Annotated in this window: 18 protein-coding genes and 5 tRNA genes; 19 read left to right on the top strand and 4 right to left on the bottom strand. The window is 36.9% G+C overall.

What is annotated here, in order from left to right; genetic code table 11:
- Positions 1-264: 264 nt before the first annotated feature.
- Positions 265-1,236, top strand: a complete 972-nt coding sequence (locus WH267_RS21225) for a quinone oxidoreductase family protein (RefSeq protein WP_115972090.1) — start codon at positions 265-267, stop codon at positions 1,234-1,236.
- Between the two features lie 210 nt (positions 1,237-1,446).
- Positions 1,447-2,829 (top strand): tetratricopeptide repeat protein, encoded by a 1,383-nt coding sequence (locus WH267_RS21220; protein WP_115972089.1) that lies wholly within the window; start codon positions 1,447-1,449, stop codon positions 2,827-2,829.
- A gap of 443 nt (positions 2,830-3,272) precedes the next feature.
- Here the strand turns inward: WH267_RS21220 and WH267_RS21215 are convergent, their stop codons facing one another.
- The 3 genes from WH267_RS21215 to WH267_RS21205 form a co-directional block, all read right to left on the bottom strand.
- Positions 3,273-4,151 carry a DMT family transporter gene (locus WH267_RS21215; protein ID WP_340010815.1) on the bottom strand — a complete coding sequence of 293 codons (879 nt, stop codon included), beginning with the start codon at positions 4,149-4,151 and terminating at the stop codon, positions 3,273-3,275.
- Complete coding sequence (aat, locus tag WH267_RS21210) at positions 4,138-4,791, bottom strand: leucyl/phenylalanyl-tRNA--protein transferase (RefSeq protein WP_340010813.1); 654 nt, start codon at positions 4,789-4,791, stop codon at positions 4,138-4,140. Before aat ends, WH267_RS21215 begins: the two co-directional genes overlap by 14 nt.
- Positions 4,792-4,852: 61 nt before the next feature.
- Positions 4,853-5,230, bottom strand: coding sequence for a DUF3127 domain-containing protein (locus WH267_RS21205; protein WP_045492249.1), 378 nt, complete (start codon positions 5,228-5,230; stop codon positions 4,853-4,855).
- A 178-nt stretch (positions 5,231-5,408) separates the two neighbouring features.
- Between WH267_RS21205 and WH267_RS21200 the strand changes: the two genes are divergently transcribed.
- The 5 genes from WH267_RS21200 to WH267_RS21180 all read left to right on the top strand — a co-directional run bounded on the left by WH267_RS21200 (position 5,409) and on the right by WH267_RS21180 (position 5,999).
- Positions 5,409-5,490: transfer RNA gene (locus WH267_RS21200), tRNA-Leu, on the top strand.
- 4 nt (positions 5,491-5,494) lie between these two features.
- Positions 5,495-5,570: transfer RNA gene (locus tag WH267_RS21195), tRNA-Gly, on the top strand.
- A gap of 6 nt (positions 5,571-5,576) precedes the next feature.
- Positions 5,577-5,660: transfer RNA gene (locus tag WH267_RS21190), tRNA-Leu, on the top strand.
- A 121-nt stretch (positions 5,661-5,781) separates the two neighbouring features.
- Positions 5,782-5,866, top strand: a tRNA-Leu gene (locus WH267_RS21185).
- A 49-nt stretch (positions 5,867-5,915) separates the two neighbouring features.
- Positions 5,916-5,999: transfer RNA gene (locus tag WH267_RS21180), tRNA-Leu, on the top strand.
- Between the two features lie 196 nt (positions 6,000-6,195).
- Here WH267_RS21180 and WH267_RS21175 read toward each other — a convergent pair.
- Positions 6,196-6,801, bottom strand: coding sequence for a helix-turn-helix domain-containing protein (locus WH267_RS21175; RefSeq protein WP_340010809.1), 606 nt, complete (start codon positions 6,799-6,801; stop codon positions 6,196-6,198).
- 126 nt (positions 6,802-6,927) lie between these two features.
- Here WH267_RS21175 and WH267_RS21170 point away from each other — a divergent pair, with 126 nt between their 5' ends.
- The 12 genes from WH267_RS21170 to WH267_RS21115 all read left to right on the top strand — a co-directional run bounded on the left by WH267_RS21170 (position 6,928) and on the right by WH267_RS21115 (position 22,830).
- Positions 6,928-7,323: a YbjN domain-containing protein gene (locus WH267_RS21170; protein WP_115972085.1), complete on the top strand. Its 396-nt coding sequence runs from the start codon at positions 6,928-6,930 to the stop codon at positions 7,321-7,323.
- A 19-nt stretch (positions 7,324-7,342) separates the two neighbouring features.
- A complete protein-coding gene (locus WH267_RS21165; protein ID WP_340010807.1) occupies positions 7,343-8,044 on the top strand; it encodes a PspA/IM30 family protein in 702 nt (233 codons plus the stop codon).
- A 1-nt stretch (position 8,045) separates the two neighbouring features.
- On the top strand, positions 8,046-8,702 hold the full coding sequence (locus WH267_RS21160; RefSeq protein ID WP_340010805.1) for a hypothetical protein: 657 nt from the start codon (positions 8,046-8,048) through the stop codon (positions 8,700-8,702).
- Between the two features lie 113 nt (positions 8,703-8,815).
- The gene (locus WH267_RS21155; protein WP_340010803.1) at positions 8,816-10,837 is read left to right on the top strand and encodes a flotillin family protein; all 2,022 of its coding nucleotides are present in this window, start codon (positions 8,816-8,818) and stop codon (positions 10,835-10,837) included.
- A gap of 178 nt (positions 10,838-11,015) precedes the next feature.
- Positions 11,016-15,818, top strand: coding sequence for a DNA repair ATPase (locus tag WH267_RS21150; RefSeq protein WP_340010801.1), 4,803 nt, complete (start codon positions 11,016-11,018; stop codon positions 15,816-15,818).
- 530 nt (positions 15,819-16,348) lie between these two features.
- The gene (locus WH267_RS21145; protein WP_340010800.1) at positions 16,349-16,714 is read left to right on the top strand and encodes a hypothetical protein; all 366 of its coding nucleotides are present in this window, start codon (positions 16,349-16,351) and stop codon (positions 16,712-16,714) included.
- Between the two features lie 43 nt (positions 16,715-16,757).
- On the top strand, positions 16,758-18,176 hold the full coding sequence (locus WH267_RS21140) for an aminotransferase-like domain-containing protein (RefSeq protein WP_340010798.1): 1,419 nt from the start codon (positions 16,758-16,760) through the stop codon (positions 18,174-18,176).
- 17 nt (positions 18,177-18,193) lie between these two features.
- On the top strand, positions 18,194-18,670 hold the full coding sequence (locus WH267_RS21135; RefSeq protein ID WP_340010796.1) for a GNAT family N-acetyltransferase: 477 nt from the start codon (positions 18,194-18,196) through the stop codon (positions 18,668-18,670).
- 318 nt (positions 18,671-18,988) lie between these two features.
- Entirely contained in the window at positions 18,989-19,696 is a 708-nt protein-coding gene (locus tag WH267_RS21130; protein ID WP_115972076.1) for a response regulator transcription factor, read from the top strand.
- 3 nt (positions 19,697-19,699) lie between these two features.
- Entirely contained in the window at positions 19,700-21,103 is a 1,404-nt protein-coding gene (locus WH267_RS21125) for a sensor histidine kinase (protein WP_340010793.1), read from the top strand.
- A 372-nt stretch (positions 21,104-21,475) separates the two neighbouring features.
- Complete coding sequence (locus WH267_RS21120) at positions 21,476-21,970, top strand: hypothetical protein (RefSeq protein WP_340010792.1); 495 nt, start codon at positions 21,476-21,478, stop codon at positions 21,968-21,970.
- Between the two features lie 32 nt (positions 21,971-22,002).
- Entirely contained in the window at positions 22,003-22,830 is an 828-nt protein-coding gene (locus WH267_RS21115) for a YoaK family protein (protein ID WP_340010790.1), read from the top strand.
- Positions 22,831-22,956: the final 126 nt, after the last annotated feature.

Raw genomic sequence — 22,956 nt, 5'->3', positions numbered from 1 at the left:
AAATAATATTTATAAAAACATTCGCAAGGGCGTTTCACTTAGTAATGTTCGTCTTCTTAGCTGAGCAAAGCACCCTTGCGGACAAAAAATAAAACATAACCATAAAACCCTTGCGAACCTTGCGTTTTTACCCTTTTCATTTATACTCACGACTCATATAGCCTCCAGCCTCCCTCTTCCAGCTTCCAGCCTTTCTTCAACTGATAACAAATGTTATCGTCTCACGGTTTTCCTCGTCATAATTTTGTACAAAAATTTAAAACAATGAAAGCAGCAGTAGTATTTGAAAAAGGAGGTATTCCTCAGTATGCAGATTTTTCTGAGCCGGTAATATCCAATGAAAATGAAGTATTGGTTACGGTAAAAGCAGCATCCATTAAAAATCTGGATAAAGCAAGAGCCAGTGGAAAACACTATTCTACAGAAAATGAAGTTCATCAGCCAACAGTTGTAGGTTCAGATGGAGTAGGGATGCTCGAAGACGGGACAAAAGTATATTTTTTCAGTAAAAAAGGAACGGTGGCTGAAAAAGCCCTTGCAGATAAGAAAATGATGGTTAATGTTCCTGCCGGACTTGATTTTTCCATTGCAGCAGCCCTTCCCAATGCAGTGATGGGGTCGGCGATGGCATTAAAATTCAAAGCAGGTATACAACCGGGAAATGTTGTTCTGGTAAATGGAGCAACCGGAATTACAGGCAGAATAGCGGTTCAGATTGCGAAGGTATATGGAGCCTCAAAAATTATTGTTACCGGAAGAAACGAAGAATCTCTGCAGGCACTCCGTGAACTGGGAGCAGATGAGGCTGTTTCCCTGCAGTTAAGTGACGAAGATTTTAAAAAAAAAATAAAGGAAATTCATAATGAAACTCCTATTGATATTGTTATCGATTATATCTGGGGCCATTCTGTAGAAATGATTTTATCAGCATTTAAAGGAGACGGAACATTTTCTCATAAAACAAAACTGATTACTATTGGCGGGATGAGCAGCGATACGATTCAGCTGTCTTCTCAGATTCTAAGAGCGACAGATATCCAGATTTCAGGATCAGGATTGGGAAGCTGGACAAAAGAAGAATCAGCACTGTTATTTTCAGAAATTATTCCCGAAATGTTTCAGGCTGCTGTGGAAGGAAAAATTAAAATAGAAACAGAAGAGGCTGATATAAAAAATATCGAAAAAGCATGGAATGCTGAGATACAAACAGGAAAAAGGCTCGTAATAAAAATTTAACCCCCAATTTTCGTTTTTTTATCCACAATCCTTTTATCGGTTTTCTTTTTTTACTATTTTTATAATAGAAATTTATGAAAAGGATATTTCAAAAAAAAGTTGCAACTTTGCATAAATATTTGAATATCAGTTTCAGATATATTATTAATTAATAAAGTTTGCCGGGGTCTGCAAGCAAATTCAGGCATCGGGCCGACAAAGAGGACACTATTGGAAGAGTATTTTGGAAATGAACTTGTAAAAAAGTTCGAAGAAATGATGGAAAACAATGACGAATTCTACTTCGATACTGAGGAGTTGGAAGATATTATTGTTTATTATTTGGAGCTGGGTGATTTTAATTACGCTGATAGAGCTGTTAATTATGGACTAAAGCTTCACCCCAATTCATTAGATATCAAGATCAAAAAACTTGAAATTCTTCTGGAGTGGGAAGAATATAATACAGCGAAAGATCTTATTGATGAGTTAAAAGGTTCTTCCATGGAGAATACAGACTTTTTAGTTTGCTACGCTAAGTATTATTCGAACCTGGGTAACCCTAGAAAATCCATTGAAATCTGTAAAAAAGCTCTTACGCTGGAGGAAGAAGAAAACTTTCTTCACAACTTTATTGCAGATGAATATGTAAATCTGGGTGATCCTTTTAACGCTCTTAAACATTACAGAAAAGCACTTAAAGAAGATCCTACGGATGAATATTCGCTGGAAAATGCAATGGTGTGCTTCAGTGATCTGAATAAGAGTGAGGAGGCTATTGCCTTTCTTAATGAATATTTAGATGAATTCTCTTATTCTGAAACCGCATGGTTTGAATATGGACAATTCTACTTCAACCGAAAGAACTTCGATGAAGCCATAAAAGGGTATGATTATCTATTGGCTATCAATTCAAATTCTGTAGGAGTATATGCCAATAAAGCAGCATGTTATGAGGCTTTAGGACAATACCAGAAAGCTATTGATACCTATGAGGAAATGCTTGAACTGGAATATACCAAAGCATTTACTTTTTATAAAATCGGATTGTGCAACAAAGCATTAAAGCAGCCTATTTTAGCTTTAAATTCTTTTCAGAAATCGTTGAGAGAAGACCCCCAGTTTTATCTGGCGATGATGGAGCAGTCTTATTTATATGAAGAAATGGGTGGTATGTCTGAAGCACTTCATTTTGCTAAGGAAGCAACACAGTTGAATGAAAATAATCTTGATTATCAGAAAAGATTAGCATTCCTGTTCATTGATTCAGGGAAATTTGAAGAAAGTCTTGCCTGTCTTAAAAAACTGGTAGATGCTGAACCATCAAGGTTTTACAACTGGTATGCTTACTCAGAAGTTCTTATGCTTGTAGGGGAATATGAAGACGCTGTTACTGTTTTAAATGCAGCAATAAAACATCATGACAGAGCAGAGCTATACTATCAGTTAAGCAATTGTTTTTTCAATCTGAAAGATCAGGACAAAGGAATAGAATCCCTTCAGAAAGCTTTAGAGCTGGATCCGTCTCTGGTAAAGGATATGCAGAAGAAATACCCGTTCATCAAAGATGAGGTGAAAAAGGTGAAGGTGAGTAAAGTAAAGAAAAAGAACTAAACATACTCCAAATAACGAAAAAGTCTGCAGAAATGCAGGCTTTTTTTATTGATAAACGATTTTGTAAGCTCGAAGCTGAGAGTTGGAAAAGAAAGCGGAGAATAATTATTGTCCTTTCTGTTTAATCGTTTTTTAGGAAGGTTTTGAAGTAAGAATCATTAATGAACCGGAGTTCAGATTAGGATATTTTTTAACGCTAAGGATACGCAAAGAAGCATCAAACTATAGGAATGTTTTCGCCCGCAAGGGCAGCTCATTCAGCAAAGAATGCGAACATAGCTAAGTGAAACGCCTTTGCGAACGAAATTTTTTCAATCAAACCCTTTGTGAGTTTTGCGTTAAAATAATTCTGGAATAACCATTAACAAATAATCAGTTAATCAGATCACTAAAAATAACTTACAGCCTCCTTCTTCCAGCTTCCAGTCTTTTCAACTAGACCTTTATTTCTTCGGATTACTTCTTAAAAAGATCAGTCCGGCAATAATAATTCCCGCACCTATAAATTGGAAAACAGTTAGCTTTTCACCATCAATGAGGCCCCAAATAATAGCTACTATAGGCATGATAAGCGTGACCGTTGAGGCGAAAAGAGGAGTGGAAACTTTTAATAACCGATAATTCATGGTCATAGCAAGCCCAGTTCCGAAAATAGAAAGTAAACTTACAAACATAAGCCCAAGCATATTGTCCTTTGAAAAACTGAACTCAGAAAAAAAACCTGTACTTGTAAGGGCAATAATGGAAGGAAAAATTAAAACAAAAGAAAATATAAAAGAAGATAAAACTACGGAAGAAACCTCCATAAGCTTTGATTTTACGGTGGTTGTACTCACAGCATAGCATAAGGTAGCGAGTAATAACAGTAAAATTGGGATTATTTTAAGTTCACCACTGTCACCACCGCCAAAAGCCAGAATACAGACTCCTGTAAAGCTTATCAGCGTTCCTATGATCTGTTTCTTTGTGGTTTCAAACTTCCATACCAAAGCTCCTACAATAATTACAAAAATAGGCATCATAGAGTTGATGATTCCTGCAATGCTGCTGCTGACTTCTGTTTCTGCAATAGGAAACAGGAACATAGGGATGAAGTTTCCGGTAAAAGCAGCCAGGATAAGCCACTTCAATTGCCTTTTCGGAAAAAGTTTATAATTGGATATGGCAATTGGCAGCAGAACAATACCGGCAATAAGGACTCTTAGTGACCCTACCTGATACGGGTTGAAATGATCCAGTGATTTTTTGATCAAAATAAAAGAAGACCCCCAAATAATACTCAGGATTGTCAGAAGAATCCATTTTTCTTTATCTGCGTTCATTGTTTTCGTGTAGGATTTTTAAAAATTCTTTCTTAGGAATCATTTTTGCCCCCAGGCTTTCCAGATGTTCGGTATGAGACTGGCAGTCAATTAATTCAATATAATCTTTATTGCTTTCTACAAAGTGAATAAATCCGGCTTTTGAGGCATTACTTACTTTTGTAAACATACTTTCACCACAGAAAACATTACCAATCTGTAAACCGTAAAAACCACCTACCAATTCGCCATCCTGCCATACTTCAATGCTTTTGGCCAGACCATATTCATGAAGTTGAATGAAAGAATTCATCAGCTCATCAGAAAGCCATGTCCCGGATTGCCCTTTTCGTTCGGTTTGCTGACAGTTTTTGATGACCTCTCTGAAGTTTTTGTTTTCCGAAAAAGTAAAAATATTCCTGTTCAGGATTTTTCTCATCGATTTGGAAACCTTTATTTCATCTGGAACCAGAACAAATCTGGGATTTGGGCACCACCATAGAATTTCCTCTTCCGGATTGTACCAGGGGAAGATACCCAATTGATAAGCGAACCAAATGCGTTCTACAGACAAATCTCCACCAAAGGCAATCAGCCCGTCATGTCCATCATACACTTCCGGATCAGGAAATGAAATCTCATTTTCGTCTAGTCGGACCATTTTTTGGAAAAAAAATCCCACTTTTAAGAAAGCAGGATTATATTTGATTTTAATTCTTTAATTAGAAAGGTAAATCGTCGTCATCGTCTCCAGCAAAAGGATTTTCGTTGGAAACAGGAGATGCTGATTGCTGAGGCATAGCCTGAGTAGGTTCTGATCCATTATCAAAAACCTTCTCTACTTTCCATCCTGTAATAGAGTTGAAGTATTTAGTTTCACCCTGTGGAGAAACCCATTCTCTACCTCTGATGTTGATTCCTATTTTTACGTTTTCACCTTCTTTAAGGTTATCTAATAAACTAATTTTATCAGACAAAAATTCTATGTTTATCGGCTGTGGATACTGTTCCTGGGTTAAAATAACCAATTCTCTTTTTTGAAATCCACTTGCAAATGTTTGAGTTTCAAAAAGTTTCTTTACCGTTCCTTGTAATTCCATATCGTAATTATTAACGATGTAAAAGTAAGAAAATGAAATGTAATAATAGCTGCTGCTGAAAAAAAATCTGGAAATTTTAATTTTTTTCCTGAAAAAGTTTGGAGGTAAAGGAAATTGTCCTATATTTGCACTCACAAAAACGAAGCAAGCTCTTTAAAACTTACAATACAAAAAACCAGCGGATGTGGTGTAATTGGTAGCCACGCCAGACTTAGGATCTGGTGCCGTGAGGCGTGGGGGTTCGAGTCCCTTCATCCGCACTATGCGAAAATAGCTCAGCTGGTAGAGCACAACCTTGCCAAGGTTGGGGTCGCGGGTTCGAATCCCGTTTTTCGCTCCACACCATGCCCTGGTGGTGGAACTGGTAGACACGCAGGACTTAAAATCCTGTGTCCGCAAGGACGTACGGGTTCAAGTCCCGTCTGGGGTACAAAGCCCTCTGTATTTGCTACGGAGGGTTTTTTGTTTATATAGAGAGTGTTCTTTAATAGAATTTCTTATATTTGTAAGAGAATTGATTTTGAATCTGTGAAAACAGATCAATATAACCAGCGGATGTGGTGTAATTGGTAGCCACGCCAGACTTAGGATCTGGTGCCGTGAGGCGTGGGGGTTCGAGTCCCTTCATCCGCACCATACAAACAATAGGATTTGCTTTCAAATCCTTTTTTTGTACCACACACCGGCCCTGGTGGTGGAACTGGTAGACACGCAGGACTTAAAATCCTGTGTCCGCAAGGACGTACGGGTTCAAGTCCCGTCTGGGGTACAAAACCCTCTGTATTTTGAATACGGAGGTTTTTTTTGTTTATATACTTATTTGTAAATAAAAGAATAGTTTCTAAGGGCTTTATGTTTTAAAGTGACTCGACTTATTTAATTTAAAAAATAAGCTCCTACATTCTACGGTAAGAGCTTTATATATTATTTTCCATTATTGAATCCAGTATCTGGATCTAGTTGTTTTAGCTATTTCTTTCCAGTCTTTCCAATCTTTCCAAAATATCAGTAAAGATATTCTTTTCAGCAGTAGAAACATGCCCTACAATTTTATAAAGATCCTGATTCTCAGTATGAGTAGTGTATTTTAAATTTCCATTAACCACTGCTAATAAATGATGATTGGGATCTTTTTTCAGATCTGCTTTATTCAAAAATAGAATATCACCATAATGATAAGGGGAAAGCAATTGCTTTTCTTGGGTAAATTCATAGACCAGATCTACGGATGCTAATATTTTTTGCACAATAGAAGTGCTTTCAGAATTATTTTCTTTTGGATTTACTGCTTCTTTCTTTTCGTTGATAGCCAATTCAGGGAAAAGCATCAACTGATCAATGTCTGAAACGCTAGCTAACTGATTCACTTGCAGGGTTTCAGTTAACAGTTTGTCAAGATCAAGATTAAAATGGCTGGCTACCTTTAGTATGGTTTCGATCTTTGGTTCTGCGCGGCCTTCTTCATAAGAGCTTATCACCCCTCTGTTTAAGTCAAATAAATCAGCAAAAGCCTTTTGGCTCAAGCCTTTAACCTGCCTTATTTTCTTAATATTGGATCCAAAGAAGCTCATTATTTGTCTAATCTTTTTTGCAAATATAGAGAATCTTAAACAAATGATTGCTAAAAATATTTGCAATTTGAAAATTTTATGTTATATTTGTGTAGAACGAAAAATCAAAACACTAAACCAGCCTGCATGAAGAATCAAATATTTAGAACAGTCAAAGAGTGGTTGTTAGATTATGAGTTTAACATCATCCTGGAAGATGAGGCTCAGAGAATCTTAATCATTGAAAAAGAATCTAACGGAATCAAAAATATGATCCTTATTATATCAGATTCTATCCTTATTATGGAACAGTTTCTTTTCGAAATAAAAAATCCTACAGAACAAATCTTTAGAAGGCTGCTTCAGAAAAACAGAGATATTGTGCATGGAGCTTTTGTTTTAGACAGCACCGGAAAACGGGTCATTTTCAGGGATACCCTTCCTACAGACCATATGGCACAGAATGAAGTGATGGCATCCATCAATTCATTAGGAATTCTGGTAGGAGAGTTTACCAACGAGATGCTTGAAATGAGTAAGTAATTCACAAAAGATATTTAAAATGAACATTTTCAAAAGATTATTAACAATAGGAAAAGCAGAGATCCATTCCGTGATCGACAATTTTGAAGATCCTATCAACTTAACGGAACAGGGAATCCGTGAAATGAAAGAAGAACTGGGGAAAAGTGTAGAATCTCTGGCTCAGTTAAAAGCTCTTACCATCCGAAAGAAAAATGAAGCTGAAACAGAAGAACAAACCTCAAAAGATTATTACAATAAGGCGATAGTGATTGTTCAGAAAGCCGAAAAAGGAGAGGTGGAAGCTTCAGAGGCGGACCGTCTTGCTAAAGAAGCTTTAAAAAGGCAGGCTTCTTCCCAGCAAAATGCAGACCAGCTGCATAAAGAGCATGAAAAGCTTCACTCAGAATGTGAAAAGATGCAGGCAACTATTAATCACTTGAAATCCAGTATCGCCAAATGGGAAAATGAATTAAAGACCCTTAGAGCGCGAGTACAGGTAAGCGAAGCTACAAAAGATATTAATCAGAAAATGACCCAGATGGATACCGGAAGTACGGTAAGCATGCTTGAAAAACTGAAAGAGAGAGTTGTACAGCAGGAAACACTGGCAGAAGCCTATTCTGATCTATCGAAATCGGGAAAGACGATTGATGAAGAGATTGATGCTATGGTAAATAACAAAGACAGTGAAGCTGAAGAAGCATTGAACAGATTAAAGGAAACACTTAAAAAAGGCTAATATGACCTTTCAGGAATTTTTAAATATAGCATTTTCACCGGTAAATACTGTTTTGAGTGTATTGCTGGGGCTTTCGGTTGTGTATTGGTTATTTACCATTATTACGGGGCTGGATATCGATGTGGGACTACATTCTGACTTGGATATTGGTGCAGATACCCATGTTCCGGATGGACATTTTCATACCCCTGATCACGATCCTTCTGCATGGATGCATTTCCTGAAGTTTCTTAATCTGGATATTGTTCCTATTACCTATTTCCTGACACTTTCATTATTGATGACATGGCTTGGGTCTTTTTATCTGAATTATTTCATTCCATTGCCGACATGGTTAGGAATACTGATCTTGTTTCCATTGTTTATTGCCGGAATGCTGCTCACCAAAGTAATCCTGAAACCCTTAAATCCTTTTTTCAAGGAAATTAACCATAAAGGAGAAGTGTCGTATGCATTTCTGGGAAGAGAAGGAAGACTGAAGTCTAGCATTCAAGATGACAAAATAGGAATGATGGAGGTCTTTATCGGAAGCGATCCTATGACCCTGATGGTAAGAAGCCATGACGGAACCAAGCTGGAACACGGAACCCGTGTTATGATCGTGGATGAAGATCTTGATAAGCGAATCTACTATGTACAGAAATCCATGAGGTATTAAAAACAAATAACCATGCTCAGCTTATTTTTAATTATGTTGAACTATATGTTGAAGATCTTTCTCAACACCTTTTAAAAAAACACATTTATATAAACTACTAAACTTATAAAACTATGAACTTACCATTAATTGCTGGAATTATCATTGTTGCGGTAGCATCAATCGGATTGATTTTCTGGATTTTATCCATGTATAAAAAAACTGTTCAGGGAATTGTTATTTTAAGAACCGGTTATGGTGGCACAAAGGTTTTCTTTAACGCTGGAATCGTAATTCCTGTCATTCACCGTATGGAATCTATGGATATTTCGGTGAAAAAACTGGAAATATCAAGAGAAGGAAGAGCCGGATTGATCTGTAAAGACAATATGAGAGCTGATATTCAAGTGGCATTCTTTATCCGTGTTAATAAATCAGTAGATGATATCGTTAATGTAGGGCAAACAATTGGATGTCAGAGAGCTTCTGATGCTCAGACCTTAAGAGAGCTTTTTGAAGCTAAATTCTCGGAAGCCTTAAAAACTGTAGGAAAAAAATTTGATTTCACTGAACTATACGAAGCAAGAAGTGAATTCCGTCAGGAAATCCTTGATATCATCGGGACAGACTTGAACGGATATGTTTTGGATGATTGTGCGATTGACTATCTGGAACAGACTTCCATTGATAAATTAGATAAAGATAATATCCTAGATTCTGAGGGGATTAAAAAGATTACGGAATTAACCGCAACACAGAATATTAAAGCCAATCAGGTTCGTCGTGACGAAGAAAAAATAATCACAAAACAAAATGTAGAAGCAAGAGAAGCTATTCTGGAGTTGGAAAAACAACTGGCAGAGAAAGAAGAATCTCAGAAAAGAGAAGTGGCCAATATCAAAGCCCGTGAAAATGCAGAAATTCTGAAAGTAGAAGAAGAAGAACGCCTGAGATATGAGACGGTACGCATTGCAACAGAAGAAAAACTTCAGATTGCAGAAGAAAATAAACTTCGTCAGGTAGTTATTGCTGCTAAAAATAAAGAACGTGCAGATCTGGTAGAAACAGAAAGAGTATTAAAAGATAAAGCTTTAGAGGCTACAGAAAGAGAAAGAATTGTTTCCCTTGCTCAGATTGAAAAAGAGAAAGCGATAGAGATAGAAAAGAAAAGCATTCAGGATGCAATCCGCGAACGTTTGACTATGGAAAAAACAGTAGTGGAAGAGCAGCAGGGAATTAAAGATCTGGAAGCTTTCAAAACTGCAGAAAGAAATAAGCAGGTTGAAATTACAGTTGCTACTCAGGAAGCAGAGAAAAAACTGATTGAAGAAACCAGAGCAGCAGAAGCACGCAAGCTGGCCGCAGAAAAAGATGCTCAGAAATATGTGATTGAAGCTCAGGCGAAAAGAGATGCCGCAGAAAAAGAAGCAGAAGCACGTAAGATTATAGCAGATGCTAAGGCTAAAGAAGAAGCTACTGTAGGGTTATCCGAAGCTCAGGTGATGCATGCAAAAGCAGACGCTGCAGAAAGACAGGGTATTGCAGAAGCCGTGGTGATTGAGAAAAAAGCTGATGCCGTAAAGAAAGAAGGCATTGCCCAGGCAGAAGTAATCAAAGAAAAAGCATTGGCAGAAGCTGCCGGAATTAATGAAAAGGCAGAAGCAATGAAGAAACTGAATGAAGCAGGAAAAGATCACGAAGAATTCCGTCTGAGACTGAATAAAGAAAAAGAAGTTGAATTGGCTGAAATTGCGATTCAGAAAGACATTGCAGAAGCTCAGTCTCTGGTATTGGCAGAAGCATTCAAAACAGCGAAAATTGATATCGTAGGTGGAGATAATACCTTCTTTGATAATGTGATTCGCCAGGTATCCGCAGGAAAAGGTCTGGATAAGTTCGTAAACCATAGCGAAAATGCACAGATGTTGAGAGAAAACCTGTTAGGAGACGGTGAAAATATCATAGCCAAGGTAATGGGAATGGTAGACAAATACAATATTTCATCAGACGATATCAAAAACATGAGTATTGCCTCCCTGATCTTTAAGCTGAACGGTGTTGCCAATCAACAGGAAAAAGGAATTCTGGAAAGAGCTCTTGATATGGCCAGACATTTGGGTGTGGACAATAAACCGGTAAACAATAACCATGTTTAATATACAAAAACAGTTAATCTTTTGATAATCAGTTTAAAAAATAGATTGACTGTTTGCCTGACAAGCCTTATAGGTTTCCAAAACCTATAAGGCTTATATGAAGATAAAGGCAAAGTATAATAAGTTCTACCCAAAGATCTGCTGTCCAGTAGCAGTCATGACCATCTAATCTAACACTATGTCAGAAAAACTTAATTCCGGAACTTACGAAATTATTCAGAACCGTCTGAATGAGCAGAAGAATGACCTTATACAAAGGCTTCAGCAGCTTAATGAAGACCGTAAAAATATCTTCGGTGGAATAGATTTTTCGTTGATTGCCAATGAAAGGATTTCCACAGAACATAGCTGTATTGCCAAGGATATTTATTCTTTAGGTGACCATTTGATATTTGGCTCCAATGCGCATTTAGGCCTACAGACTGAAATCAATATTTCGGATGTTTTTTCCGTTTATAAAATCAATAAAAACAGGTTCGAACCTCAGGATTATGCTCTTATCAATGATGAGATCTTTATTGATGAGTTTAAAAATCTTTACAAATACTACAGGAATACCTTCTTTGCCCGATTTAGTTTTACAGAGAACTATCTTTATATGGTGTTCCAGCTTTCAGAAAGCACTACAGATATTAAAGCATTCAAATGGTTGATTAAAGATAATCAGCTTATTTATGTAGATTCCAGAAGCGCTTCAGAAACATCATACCCGCCTCAGCATGGTTTTGCATGGACAAAAGCGACAAGAGATATGCAAAGATCCGGAAAACATCCGCATATTTCACTGGCTGATAAGGTTTTCGTAGAAAGCATCGGTGGAGATATTACGATCAAGGTTGAAGATAATACAGATACCGGGAAAGGAATCTATTCCGAAGATGTGATCCATAAAGATCAGAACCTGGATGATGCTGAGATCCATTTTTGCGATCTGGATAACCTTGTTTTGTTTAAAATAAAGCCGTACCAGGAAACAGAGCGTTATTTCATTTATAACCATAAAGAAAAAACCGTTTCAAGAGCTGATGCTCTTAAATATTCAGGTTTGCTGCTGCCAGAAAATCAGGGAGTACTATTTTCAAACGGATATGCTCTCCAGACCGGTGGGCTAAAGGTGATTTCACAGGATCAGAACAGACTGTATTACCTGAAAACCGTTATAGAACCCAACGGAGAAAACTTCTTGTATGTTTTCTATGATGATAAAACGAATAATTATCAGCTGATTTCCTATAATATCATCACCCAAACGATAGAAACACCCATCCGATGCAGCGGTTTTTCGCTTCTCAATGATGGAAAACTGATCTATCTTCGGGAGAGTATTGAAACAACTAAGCACCATCTGACCCAAATCTGGCAGACTCCTTTCTCAAAAGAACTACAGCCGAACGCTGAAAAAGCCGACAGTCTGATTTACAAGATCGGAAACAAAGATATTGTAAGAGTAATGGCAGAAAGTCAGGAACTTATCACGCTTCTGAATAAAAAAGATTCCTACAGCGGATTATACGATGATATTGTAAAGCTTTCCACTTTTATTCTGGATAATTATTACTTTTTGGGTGAAAATGAAGTTCAGAAACTGGATCAGCCGCTAAAAGAAATTCGTAAAATTGCCCATTCAGCGATCAACGAATATGAAAAAGTAGTTGAGCAGAGGAAAAACACAGAAGAAGCTTTAGAAAAAATAAAACAGTCCTGTGATAAGATCCTTGATGATACCAAAAGGCTTCATTATTCCCAACTTACAGAATATATTGATGCTCTTTCACAAATCAGGGCGTTAAGAGGAGAAGTAACAGGAGCCAGAGAGCTGAAATATGCAGATACAGCTTTATTGGATTCACTGGAAAAAGCTCTTTCAGACCGTTATACCGAACTTTCCAATGCCTGTGTGGATTTTCTGCTGCAGGAAGGCGCTCTATTGCCTTATGAGGAGAAAGCTCAGACAATTTCAGAGGATATTATCGCATTACAAAAAGCTATTGATGCTAAAACCATTGATGAAAACATAAGCACATTATCCGGGCAGTTGGAACTGTTGGTAGACATCGTTAATAATCTTAAAATTGAAGATACTTCACAATCTACCCAGATCATTGAAAACATCTCTTTGATCTTTGCCCGACTCAATCAGGAAAGACTGGAGCTTAGTAAAAGGAAGCGGGAGATCTCAGGAAAAGAACTGGCCTCAGATTTCCAGGCCCAGATTACATTATTTGATCAGTCTGTGATTAATTTTCTGGAACTTTCACAGACTCCGGAGAAATGTGATGAATATCTAACCAAACTTTCCATTCAGTTGGAAGAGATGGAAACTAAATTCATTGATTTTGATGAGTTTATCCAGCAGATAGGAACCAAAAGAGAAGAAGTCTACGGACATTTCCAGAATAAAAGAGTACAACTTACAGAATCAAGAAACAAAAGAACCCAAAGTCTCTTTGATGCGGCGCAAAGAATCCTGAAATCCGTTCAGACTAAAGCAGAATCCTTTGATTCAGAAAATGAGATCAACGGGTATTTTGCCTCAGATCTGATGGTGGAAAAAGTGAGGGATCTTGCAAGGCAATTGGCAGAATTAGAAGATTCTGCAAAATCAGAAGAAATCCAGACCCTTTTAAAAACAAGTCAGCAGGAATCCGTAAGAAAGCTTAAAGATAAAAAAGAGATCTATGTAGACGGTGAAAGCATTATAGCGTTAGGAGATTATAAATTTGCGGTCAATCAGCAGAAACTGGATCTTACACTTGTTGTGAGAAATGCTCAGTACTACTATCATCTTACCGGAACCAGCTTTTATGAACCCTTAAACTTCAATACTGCAGATGAATTCAAAGAGGTATGGACTCAGGAATTTGTCTCAGAAAATACCTGGGTAAAAAGATTTGAATACCTTGCCTGGAATGTATTTTCCAACCATAAAGAGCTTGTTACAGAACAGCAGAATGAGCAGGTGGTTCAGCAGTTTACAGCAGAACATTTTGGTGAAGGGCTGGTAAAAGGAATTCATGACAAAGACGCCCAGATTATTGTTACGAAGCTTCAGCAAGTACATAATGAATTAGGACTGATGAGGTTTACAGCTCAGGAAAGAGGGTTAGCACAGCTGTTCTGGTTCTTCCTGAATCCTGAAAGAAAAGAATATTACGCCAAACAGTTTGCAGCTACAGCAATTATTTCACAATCTTTTGCTGTAAAACAAGGATTTGATTACCTAAGCAAAGAGCTGGCAGAAGAAATGAAATCATTTGCATCAGTGAATGGTATTTTTACAGAGACAGATTATATCAATGCGGCAGTATATCTGAAACAGGAAGACAAGGAAAATTTTCTGATTTCGGAAAAAGCAGGGGCACTGTATGGATTATTTTTAAAAGAACTTAAGGAAAAAGGGAAAGATCTGGAGTTTTTTGTTCAGATACAGGCTATGTATCAGTATCCTTCAGCATGTTATTATATTGCGGAAGGAGCATTAAAAGCCTTTGATCCGAATGCGGAGAAAAATATCATAGATGAGGTTCTTGGCTTTATCATTACCCAGAAATTTGATCCGAAAAATATCAGAAGCGTTTCCTATGAATCAGCCATTAAAGGTTTGAAATCCCTTGAAAAAGAGGCAGAATACAATCTGAATTATTTTGAATTTGTATCCAGACTGAGCCATTTTAATACCGTTACTGTTCCGAAATATAAAAGACTTCAGGAATTGAAATACAGCTGGGTGAATGAAAAGAAAAAAGCACTGAAGCTGGATACTTTCCAACCACAGATATTAAGTTCATTTGTCAGAAATAAACTGATTAATGATGTTTATTTTCCTTTGATTGGAGCTAACCTTGCGAAACAGTTGGGAACAGTGGGTTCAGATAAGAGAACAGACAGAATGGGAATGCTTCTTCTGGTATCCCCTCCGGGATATGGTAAAACCACCCTGATGGAATATATGGCAGAACGTATGGGACTGGTGTTTATGAAGATCAATGGCCCTTCATTAGGCTATGATATCGTTTCCACAGATCCGGCAGAAGCCAGAAATGCAGGCGCAAGACAGGAATTGGAGAAACTGAACCTTGCTTTGGAAATGGGAGATAATGTGATGTTGTATCTTGATGATATTCAACATTGTAACCCTGAATTCCTTCAGAAGTTTATTTCACTTGCTGATGGACAGAGAAAAATTGAAGGAATCTATAACGGAGAAAGTAAAACGTATGATCTCCGCTCGAAAAGATTCTGTCTGGTCATGGCAGGAAATCCATATACGGAAAGCGGTGAGAAATTTAAAATTCCTGATATGCTGGCGAACCGTTCAGATACTTACAATTTAGGAGAAATATCCGGCTCAAAAACAAACCTTTTTGATCTCAGCCTCATTGAAAACTCGCTGATGTCCAATGAATATCTGACCAGACTGACCCAGCCGGGAATGGAAAATCTTTACGAGCTCTATGATTGTGTGGTAACCGATAATCCTGCAGACAATCTGAAAGGAAATTTCAGTTCCAATGAAATATCAGACTTCAGAGCGGTACTGAAAAATACCATCATGGTCAGAAATATGATTCTGAAGGTCAACAAAGAATATATTGCTTCAGCAGCAATGTCTGATGATTACAGAAATGAACCTCCGTTCAAGCTTCAGGGATCCTATCGTAATATGAATAAACTGATTACTCAGATTCAGCCTATTTTAAAGGAAAATGAAGTGATCCAGATCATACTGAACCATTATCAGAATGAATCTCAGACGCTGACAACAGGTGCCGAATCGAATATGCTGAAGTTGAAAGAATTGATGGGTATCCTCCAAGAAGAGGAAACAGAACGTTGGGAAGAGATTAAGAAGACTTTTATAAAAAATAAAACTTTAAAAGGGCTGGGAGAAAATGATAGAATGTCTCAGATTGTAGCTTTGCTGGCCCAATTCGGAGACGGGCTGGAAGGAATTAAAGAAGCTTTGAAAAAAGTAGAGTAGCCCTCCAGATCTCATAAATCTAAAAATAGTCGGCTGTTTCTTTGAAGCAGCCGATTTTATTTTAAATATTCTTGCAGATAACGTAGATTTTACAAGAATATCTGCTTAATCAGCATCAGCAAGAGAAAAGATAATACCTCTGTTGGAAAATCGCAAGGATGCAAGGTTTTTAAATAATATGCTTCTTTTAAGGCACAAGAAAATCGAAGATTTTCAGCAAGCGTATATTTTAGTAGCAATATCTCTGTGGTTTAAATCTTTTACCACATAGGCTTATAGGTCGTATAGAATTATTTTATTCGTGAATTAGTGGGCATCTAAACATAGCTTTAGTATTTAGTAGTATTCAATTTTATCGCAGATAAAATCTTTGCGTCTTAAAAACAGTAGGCTAGGTAAATCCTTTTGCGTCTTCGCGTTTTCCAACAAATCTCTTCACGTATAAAAATCTGTACCCACAATATTCAATACTTCTGTATCTGTGTCCAAACTAGAAGACTCCATAATTTTGTTTTGTCAAGAAGAATACTATGGAAACCAACATTCAACATCAGGAACCTTTTCAATATGCAGAAGTTTATATTTCAGACATGTTCGCTTTGAAAAATATATTTCAACAGATACAGAATACCAGAAAAATCAATCCGGAGTTTGGTATTCCTTTCCTTTTAGTCAGAAAGAAAAATGAAGTGATAGGATTTGCAAGTTTGGTTTTTCAGGAAAAGAATGGAATAGCTTTTAAAATTTTCGAACAGAAAGCAATGCCGGAAACTGAAAGAAAGAACTTTGTATCAAGAGCAGAGAATTATATTAAAGCCAGTACAGCTCCTAACTTCCGGAATCCGGAGCAGCTAAAAAGCAGCATCCAAAAGATGATCAGCTGGCTGAATATGTAATAAAACAGGGATAAAATTGTATTTTTACTTAAAACTGTGATCAATGCCTAAAGATGTTCTGTATCTTAAAATAGCCAATTCTGTCACTGAACAGATCAAAAGTGAGACCTTGCAGTTTGGAGACAGATTGCCCTCGCTGAGAAGTGCTCAAAAACTATATAATGTTAGTTTAAATACTGTAAAACAGGCTTATATGGAGCTTGAGAGCCGTTCGCTTGTAGAGTCACGCCCGAAATACGGCTATTATGTGAGCCAGACCTCTCAAAGAAAGCTGGCGTTACCTTCTGTGGCTAAAATGAAGGTTTCGGAAGAAAAGAACAGCCCGGAAGATCTTATCGGAAAAGTGTTTGGTGCCATTGGAGGAACAGATATGACGCAGTTTGCGTTGGGAATTCCAGGAAAAAGCCTTCTTCCCGTTGCCAAAATGAAGAAGTGCATGATTGACGTAATGAAGCGGAAGAATGACAGCGGAACCAATTATGAGCCGGTGCAGGGAAATGTAGGGCTCAGGAGGGAAATTGCCAAGTGGTCTATTGTGATGGAAGGACGAATTACTGAAGATGATCTGGTCATTACTTCCGGTGCTATGAACGGAGTGTACAACTGTCTGATGGCTGTTACCCAGCCGGGAGATTATGTAGCGGTAGAAAGTCCTGTTTATTTTGGAATTCTTCAGGCTATTCAGTTGCTGGGATTGAAGGCCGTGGAAATTCCTACCCATCCTATTACCGGAATAGATCTGGATGCTTTAAAAAAAGTAATGCCGAAGCTTTCAGCCTGTTGTTTTGTGGTAAATTACAATAATCCTTTAGGCTTTCAGATGCCGGATGAAAATAAGAAAGAACTGGTAAGAATGCTTACTGAGCATAATGTTCCATTAGTGGAAGATGATGTTTATGGAAACATTTATTTCGGAGCAGGAAGGCCAAAACCCTGCAAATTTTATGATGAGGCAGGCATTGTAATGTGGGTAGGTTCGGTATCTAAGACTTTAGCTCCGGGATATCGGGTAGGTTGGGTAGCTCCGGGAAAATTTAAAGAAAAGATTATCAGACAAAAATTGGTACAGACCGTTTCCGGCCCGTCTTTATTCTCAGATGTGATCGCTGATTTCCTTGAACATGGGCGTTATGATCATCATTTGAGGATGTTCAGAAAAAAGCTTTATGCCAACTATCTTCAGATTCAGAAGTCGGTAACACAGTATTTTCCGGATAATACCAAGATTTCAGAACCAAAAGGAGGATTTATGTTATGGCTGGAACTGGATAAAAGAATATGCACTGAAGATCTTTATGATGAAGCAGTTAGCCAGAAAGTAAACTTTGCTCCGGGAAGAATGTTTTCACAATACAATCAGTATCAAAACTGTATGCGATTAAATTATGCCCTGGAATGGACAGACCGTGTAGAAAGCGATCTCGAAAAACTGGGGAAAATGATAAAAAACAGAATATATTAAACTAAGAGATGAATGATATGAATAATGAAGTAAAAATTATAAGTTATGAACCTCAATACAAAGAGGCTTTTAAGACTTTAAACGAAGAATGGATCAAAACATTCTTTGTGATGGAGTCCGGTGATTATAAATTGCTTGATAATCCTGAAGAGTACATTATCAACAAAGGCGGATATATTGCTTTTGCCTTGTTGAATGATGAAGCAGTAGGGACGTGTGCTTTAGTGAGAGCGCAGGAAGAACCTCTTGCTTTTGAACTGTCTAAAATGGCAGTAAGTCCTAAAGCACAGGGAAAGAAAATCGGGTATCTGCTCGGAAATGCTCTTGTTGAAAAAGCCAGAGAATTAAAAGCAGAAAAAATCTTTCTGGAAACCAATTCTATATTGGTTCCTGCTATAAAGTTATATGAAAAACTAGGGTTTAAGCATACTGAAATTACCAATCCGGGTTACGACCGTGTAGATGTGCAGATGGAGCTGGACCTTAAGTCATAGGCAAAAAAAATATTGGAACTCGGATAATCATATCCTTGTTCCAATATCAAAATTTAAATCTAATTGTTTTACTGTTTTATTTTTAGATCGTAGGGGCTGGATACACAATCCGTAGCTGAATGAAATGCCTTTACATATATTTTTTTAAATTCTTTGAGTACGTTGTGTTAAAAACCTCAATAAATAATCTTCAGTTCTACATGGCCTTCAAGAAACCTCCAGCTTCCAGCCTCCCTCTTCCTGTCTAAAAAGCTTTTTCCTTCAATATTCCTCGCCCAATAAAATTTCCCTATTTTTGTAAAACTCGTTATTTCATTTATGAAAAAAATAATTCTCATCGAAGACGAAACCAGTGTAGTATCTTTTATTAAAAAGGGACTTCAGGAAAACGGATATGAAATTTCCGTGGCTTTTGACGGGCGTACCGGTGTACAGCTGGTACAGGCCAATGACTTCGATTTGGTGATTTTAGATATTATGCTGCCGGAAATGAACGGACTGGATGTCTGTAAGGAGATCAGAAAAACGAATCAGAGTGTTCCGATTTTATTTTTAACCGCTTTGGGAACTTCTGAAAATATTGTTCTGGGATTAGAGAGTGGAGGTGATGATTATCTGGTGAAGCCATTTAAATTCATCGAGCTGGTTGCCCGTGTTAAATCACTTCTGAGAAGAAGTCATAATAATGGTCCTCAGGAAATTACAGAATCAGAACCGGATAATGAGCATGTTTTTCAGTTTTCAGATTTAACAGTAAATGATTATACCAAAAAGGTGACCCGCTCCGGAGAAGAAATTACCCTTACGTCTACTGAGTACAAACTGTTACTTTATTTCCTTAATAACCCGGAAAAAGTAATTTCCAGAGCCGAAATTCTGGATGCTGTCTGGGGGGTAAATTATGAGCTGGGAACCAATGTGGTAGATGTATATGTGAATTATTTAAGAAAGAAGCTGGATGACCGGGATGATAACAAATTGATTCATACTGTTATAGGAATGGGGTATGTTCTGAAAAAAACATAATAGATGTTTAATAAAGTGATTACAAATCAGACCAAGACGATGGTACTTTTAATGTTGGTTTTTACCGTCATTGTTCTGTTGTTCGGTGGTTTGGTTTATTTTTCAATCGTTAACTTTTCCCATCAGAGGTTTTATGAGCTTTTAAAGATCCGTACTGCTACTATTATTCAGATAGAAAAAAGTAAGGGGCATCTTGATCTTCCCGAAAACTATATTCTCAGTAACCTGAATGATGAAGAGCTTCCAATGGAAAAAGACTATGTTTTTGCAGTTCCTACGGATTCTAACTTCAAGAAGATTTCTCAGGAAGTTCATATTCCCGATTATTTCTTTAAAAATGTTCTCAAAAAAGGAGAGGATAACTATAATGATAAAGAATTCTATTATATCGGGCAGAGCTTTAAATATGATGATAAAGATTATATTGCTATTGCTTCAGCCAAAAACCACTATGTAATTTACTACCTTGGATTTTTAAAAAGAACACTGCTTACCTGTATTGTATTATCATTGTTCTTCAGCATGATCTTTTCATTTTATCTGTCGAAAACACTCTTTAAACCTATTCTTAAAATTACAGGAAAAGTAAAAGAGATCAGCTCGGAAAATCTTCACCTGAGACTGGAGCCACATCCTGATAATAAGGAATTGAATGAGCTGGTAGATACTTTCAATGGAATGCTGAACCGTATCGAAACATCTTTTGAAACCCAGAATCATCTGATCGGAAATGTTTCCCATGAATTGAGAACTCCGCTTACCTCAATTATGGGGGAAGCTGATGTTGCTCTTTCTATAAGCAGAACACCGGAAGAGTATAAAGAAACCCTTGAAATCATTCTGGATGAAGCTGAAAAACTGGACAGAAAGATTAAAGCCTTATTAATGATTGCACAAACTGGCTTTGATGGGAAGATCCAGAAAATGGATAAAGTAAGAATGGATCAGTTGCTTTGGGATGTTATTGAAACCCTGAGAAAAATTGATTCCAGAAATAATATCTATCTGGATATCAGTATGCTTCCTGATAATCCTAAAAAACTGAAAGTACAGGGAAATGAGCAGCTTCTACATCTTGCTGTTGCCAATATTATCAGTAATGGCTGTAAATATTCTAATTTCCAGCAGGTTAAAGTTTCTTTGGGGGCAACAGATGCAGATGTTTATATCATTGTGAAAGATAACGGAATTGGAATTCCTCAATCGGAAATGAATAAAATCTATGATCCTTTCTTCAGGGCTTCCAATACCAATAATTACGAAGGGTATGGAATAGGGCTCCCATTGGCCAGAAATATTGTAAGAATGCACCATGGTGAACTGATTGTTACGTCAAATGAAAATCAGGGAACTACCGTACAGATGCGTTTCCCCAACTTTTACAGTACACAAAAAGAAACCATGTAAATATCATTTTCAATGCTAAGTCATAAGGCTATGTGCCTATGTGGTTTAATTTTCTAACCTCATAAATGGTACATAGAATATTGCTCTTGGAAAAACGCAAAGTCGCAAGATTTTTAACATGGTGAGCGCTTTTAAGGCGCAAAGATTTTATCTATGATAAAATTTGACAATATTGATATAATTTATTGATAGTTAATATTTTGTGTTGTTTTTCTCTATGCCCTTTCTTCTTATATTAATAGCTATTAACAATTTTCTAATCTCATTTTAATCTCTTTAATGACATTTTAATTCCGTTCCAAAGAACTTCTAATCTTGCCGTTTTAGTTTTGTATCATCAAAAAAGATAAACACAATACAAAATAATAAGACATGGCTAAAACAATTTTAATTGCAACAGATTACTCTCTTGAGTCATTAAACATACTGAAAAAAGTTCTGAGAGAAAAAGACGCTTCTGAAGATCAAAATCAGTATAACATCCTTTTGGTTTCAGGATATGATTCAGGAGATTCTATCAGAGATCTTTTATTCAATACCAAAACAACAATTTTCAACAAGATCAGACCTGTAGAGTTTTGTGATGGCTATGAAATCATCAAGAATAAGTATCCTCATTTAATTAATAAAATTACTTGCGACATCTTTACAGGAAGCTTTCAAAGAACGTTTAACCAATATGTAGAGGCTAATACAATTGAAGAAGCTTATTATTCTAACTCTATTAAAAGTAAAGGAAAAGGAAAATTTGATCTTGTTCCTTATATCAAAAAATGCAAAGGGCTGCAGTCTGAAGAAATTACACTGGAAATCAGAGAAAGGCTTCCTGAAAGGGGCAGACTGGCAGAAATCTTTGTGGAGGTTTAATCATCATCAACACAATTTAAAAAAAATAAAAAATGTTAAGAAATTATAGTAACAGCAGAACATTGGGAGACAATATCAGGTTGGGGACGCTGACTGCCTTTACAGCAGGTACTATAAATATTGCATCCCTACTTATATTTCTCTCTTTTACATCGAACGTAACAGGTCACTATGCGATTTTAGCAGCAGAAATCAGCAAAGGAAACTGGTCTCAGGTGGCCATAATGGCAAGCTGGATCTTTTTATTCTTCTTCGGAAGTTTCCTGTCTAACTTCATTGTGATTAATTTTAATAAAAAGAGTAAATATTTTGCCCATGCAATGCCTCTGGTATTGGAAATACTATGCCTGTTTGGAGTAGGAGTGTATGGACAATTATATTATCAAAAAACACTGATGGAAACGGAAATTTTAGTTGCAGTGATGCTTTTTGCGACAGGCTTGCAGAATGGTTTAACGGCAAGTATTTCCAACTTCTCGGTTAAAACAACTCACCTTACGGGAACTACGACCGATTTGGGGATTCTGGTTTCCATGTTTACCCAAAAGAAATACAGGAAAAACGGAGAATTAATTGGAAGGGCAAAATTACTTTTAAGTATTATGATAGCCTATGTTTTAGGGGCTGTTTTCTCCGGGCTAACCTATTACTACCTGGAATTTAGAGTATTCTATGTAATCAGTCTATGCCTTATGATTGTGATAGGATATGATGCTTATAAAATTCATGTACGACACTTTAACACTAAGTACAGATATAACAGGATCTATAAAAAACCGAATCTTTTGGCTTATCTGTATGAAAAGATCCACGGGATCCCTAAAACGAATAAGAAAAGAAAATTAGTCTTTGAAGACTAAATCTCCGGTGCAGGGGAAATATTACTATTATTTTTTGTATAAACTAGCTGGTTCAATCCTCTATTGATGTAAAACAATAGGGGATTGTTCTCTTCAAAAAGATAATATTTCAAATAGTTTGGAGCA

The organism is Chryseobacterium sp. MYb328, from assembly GCF_037572595.1.
GTDB lineage: Bacteria > Bacteroidota > Bacteroidia > Flavobacteriales > Weeksellaceae > Chryseobacterium > Chryseobacterium pennae.
The sequence above is the reverse complement of the archived record's forward strand: the minus strand, read 5'-3'. Positions and strand labels throughout refer to the sequence as shown.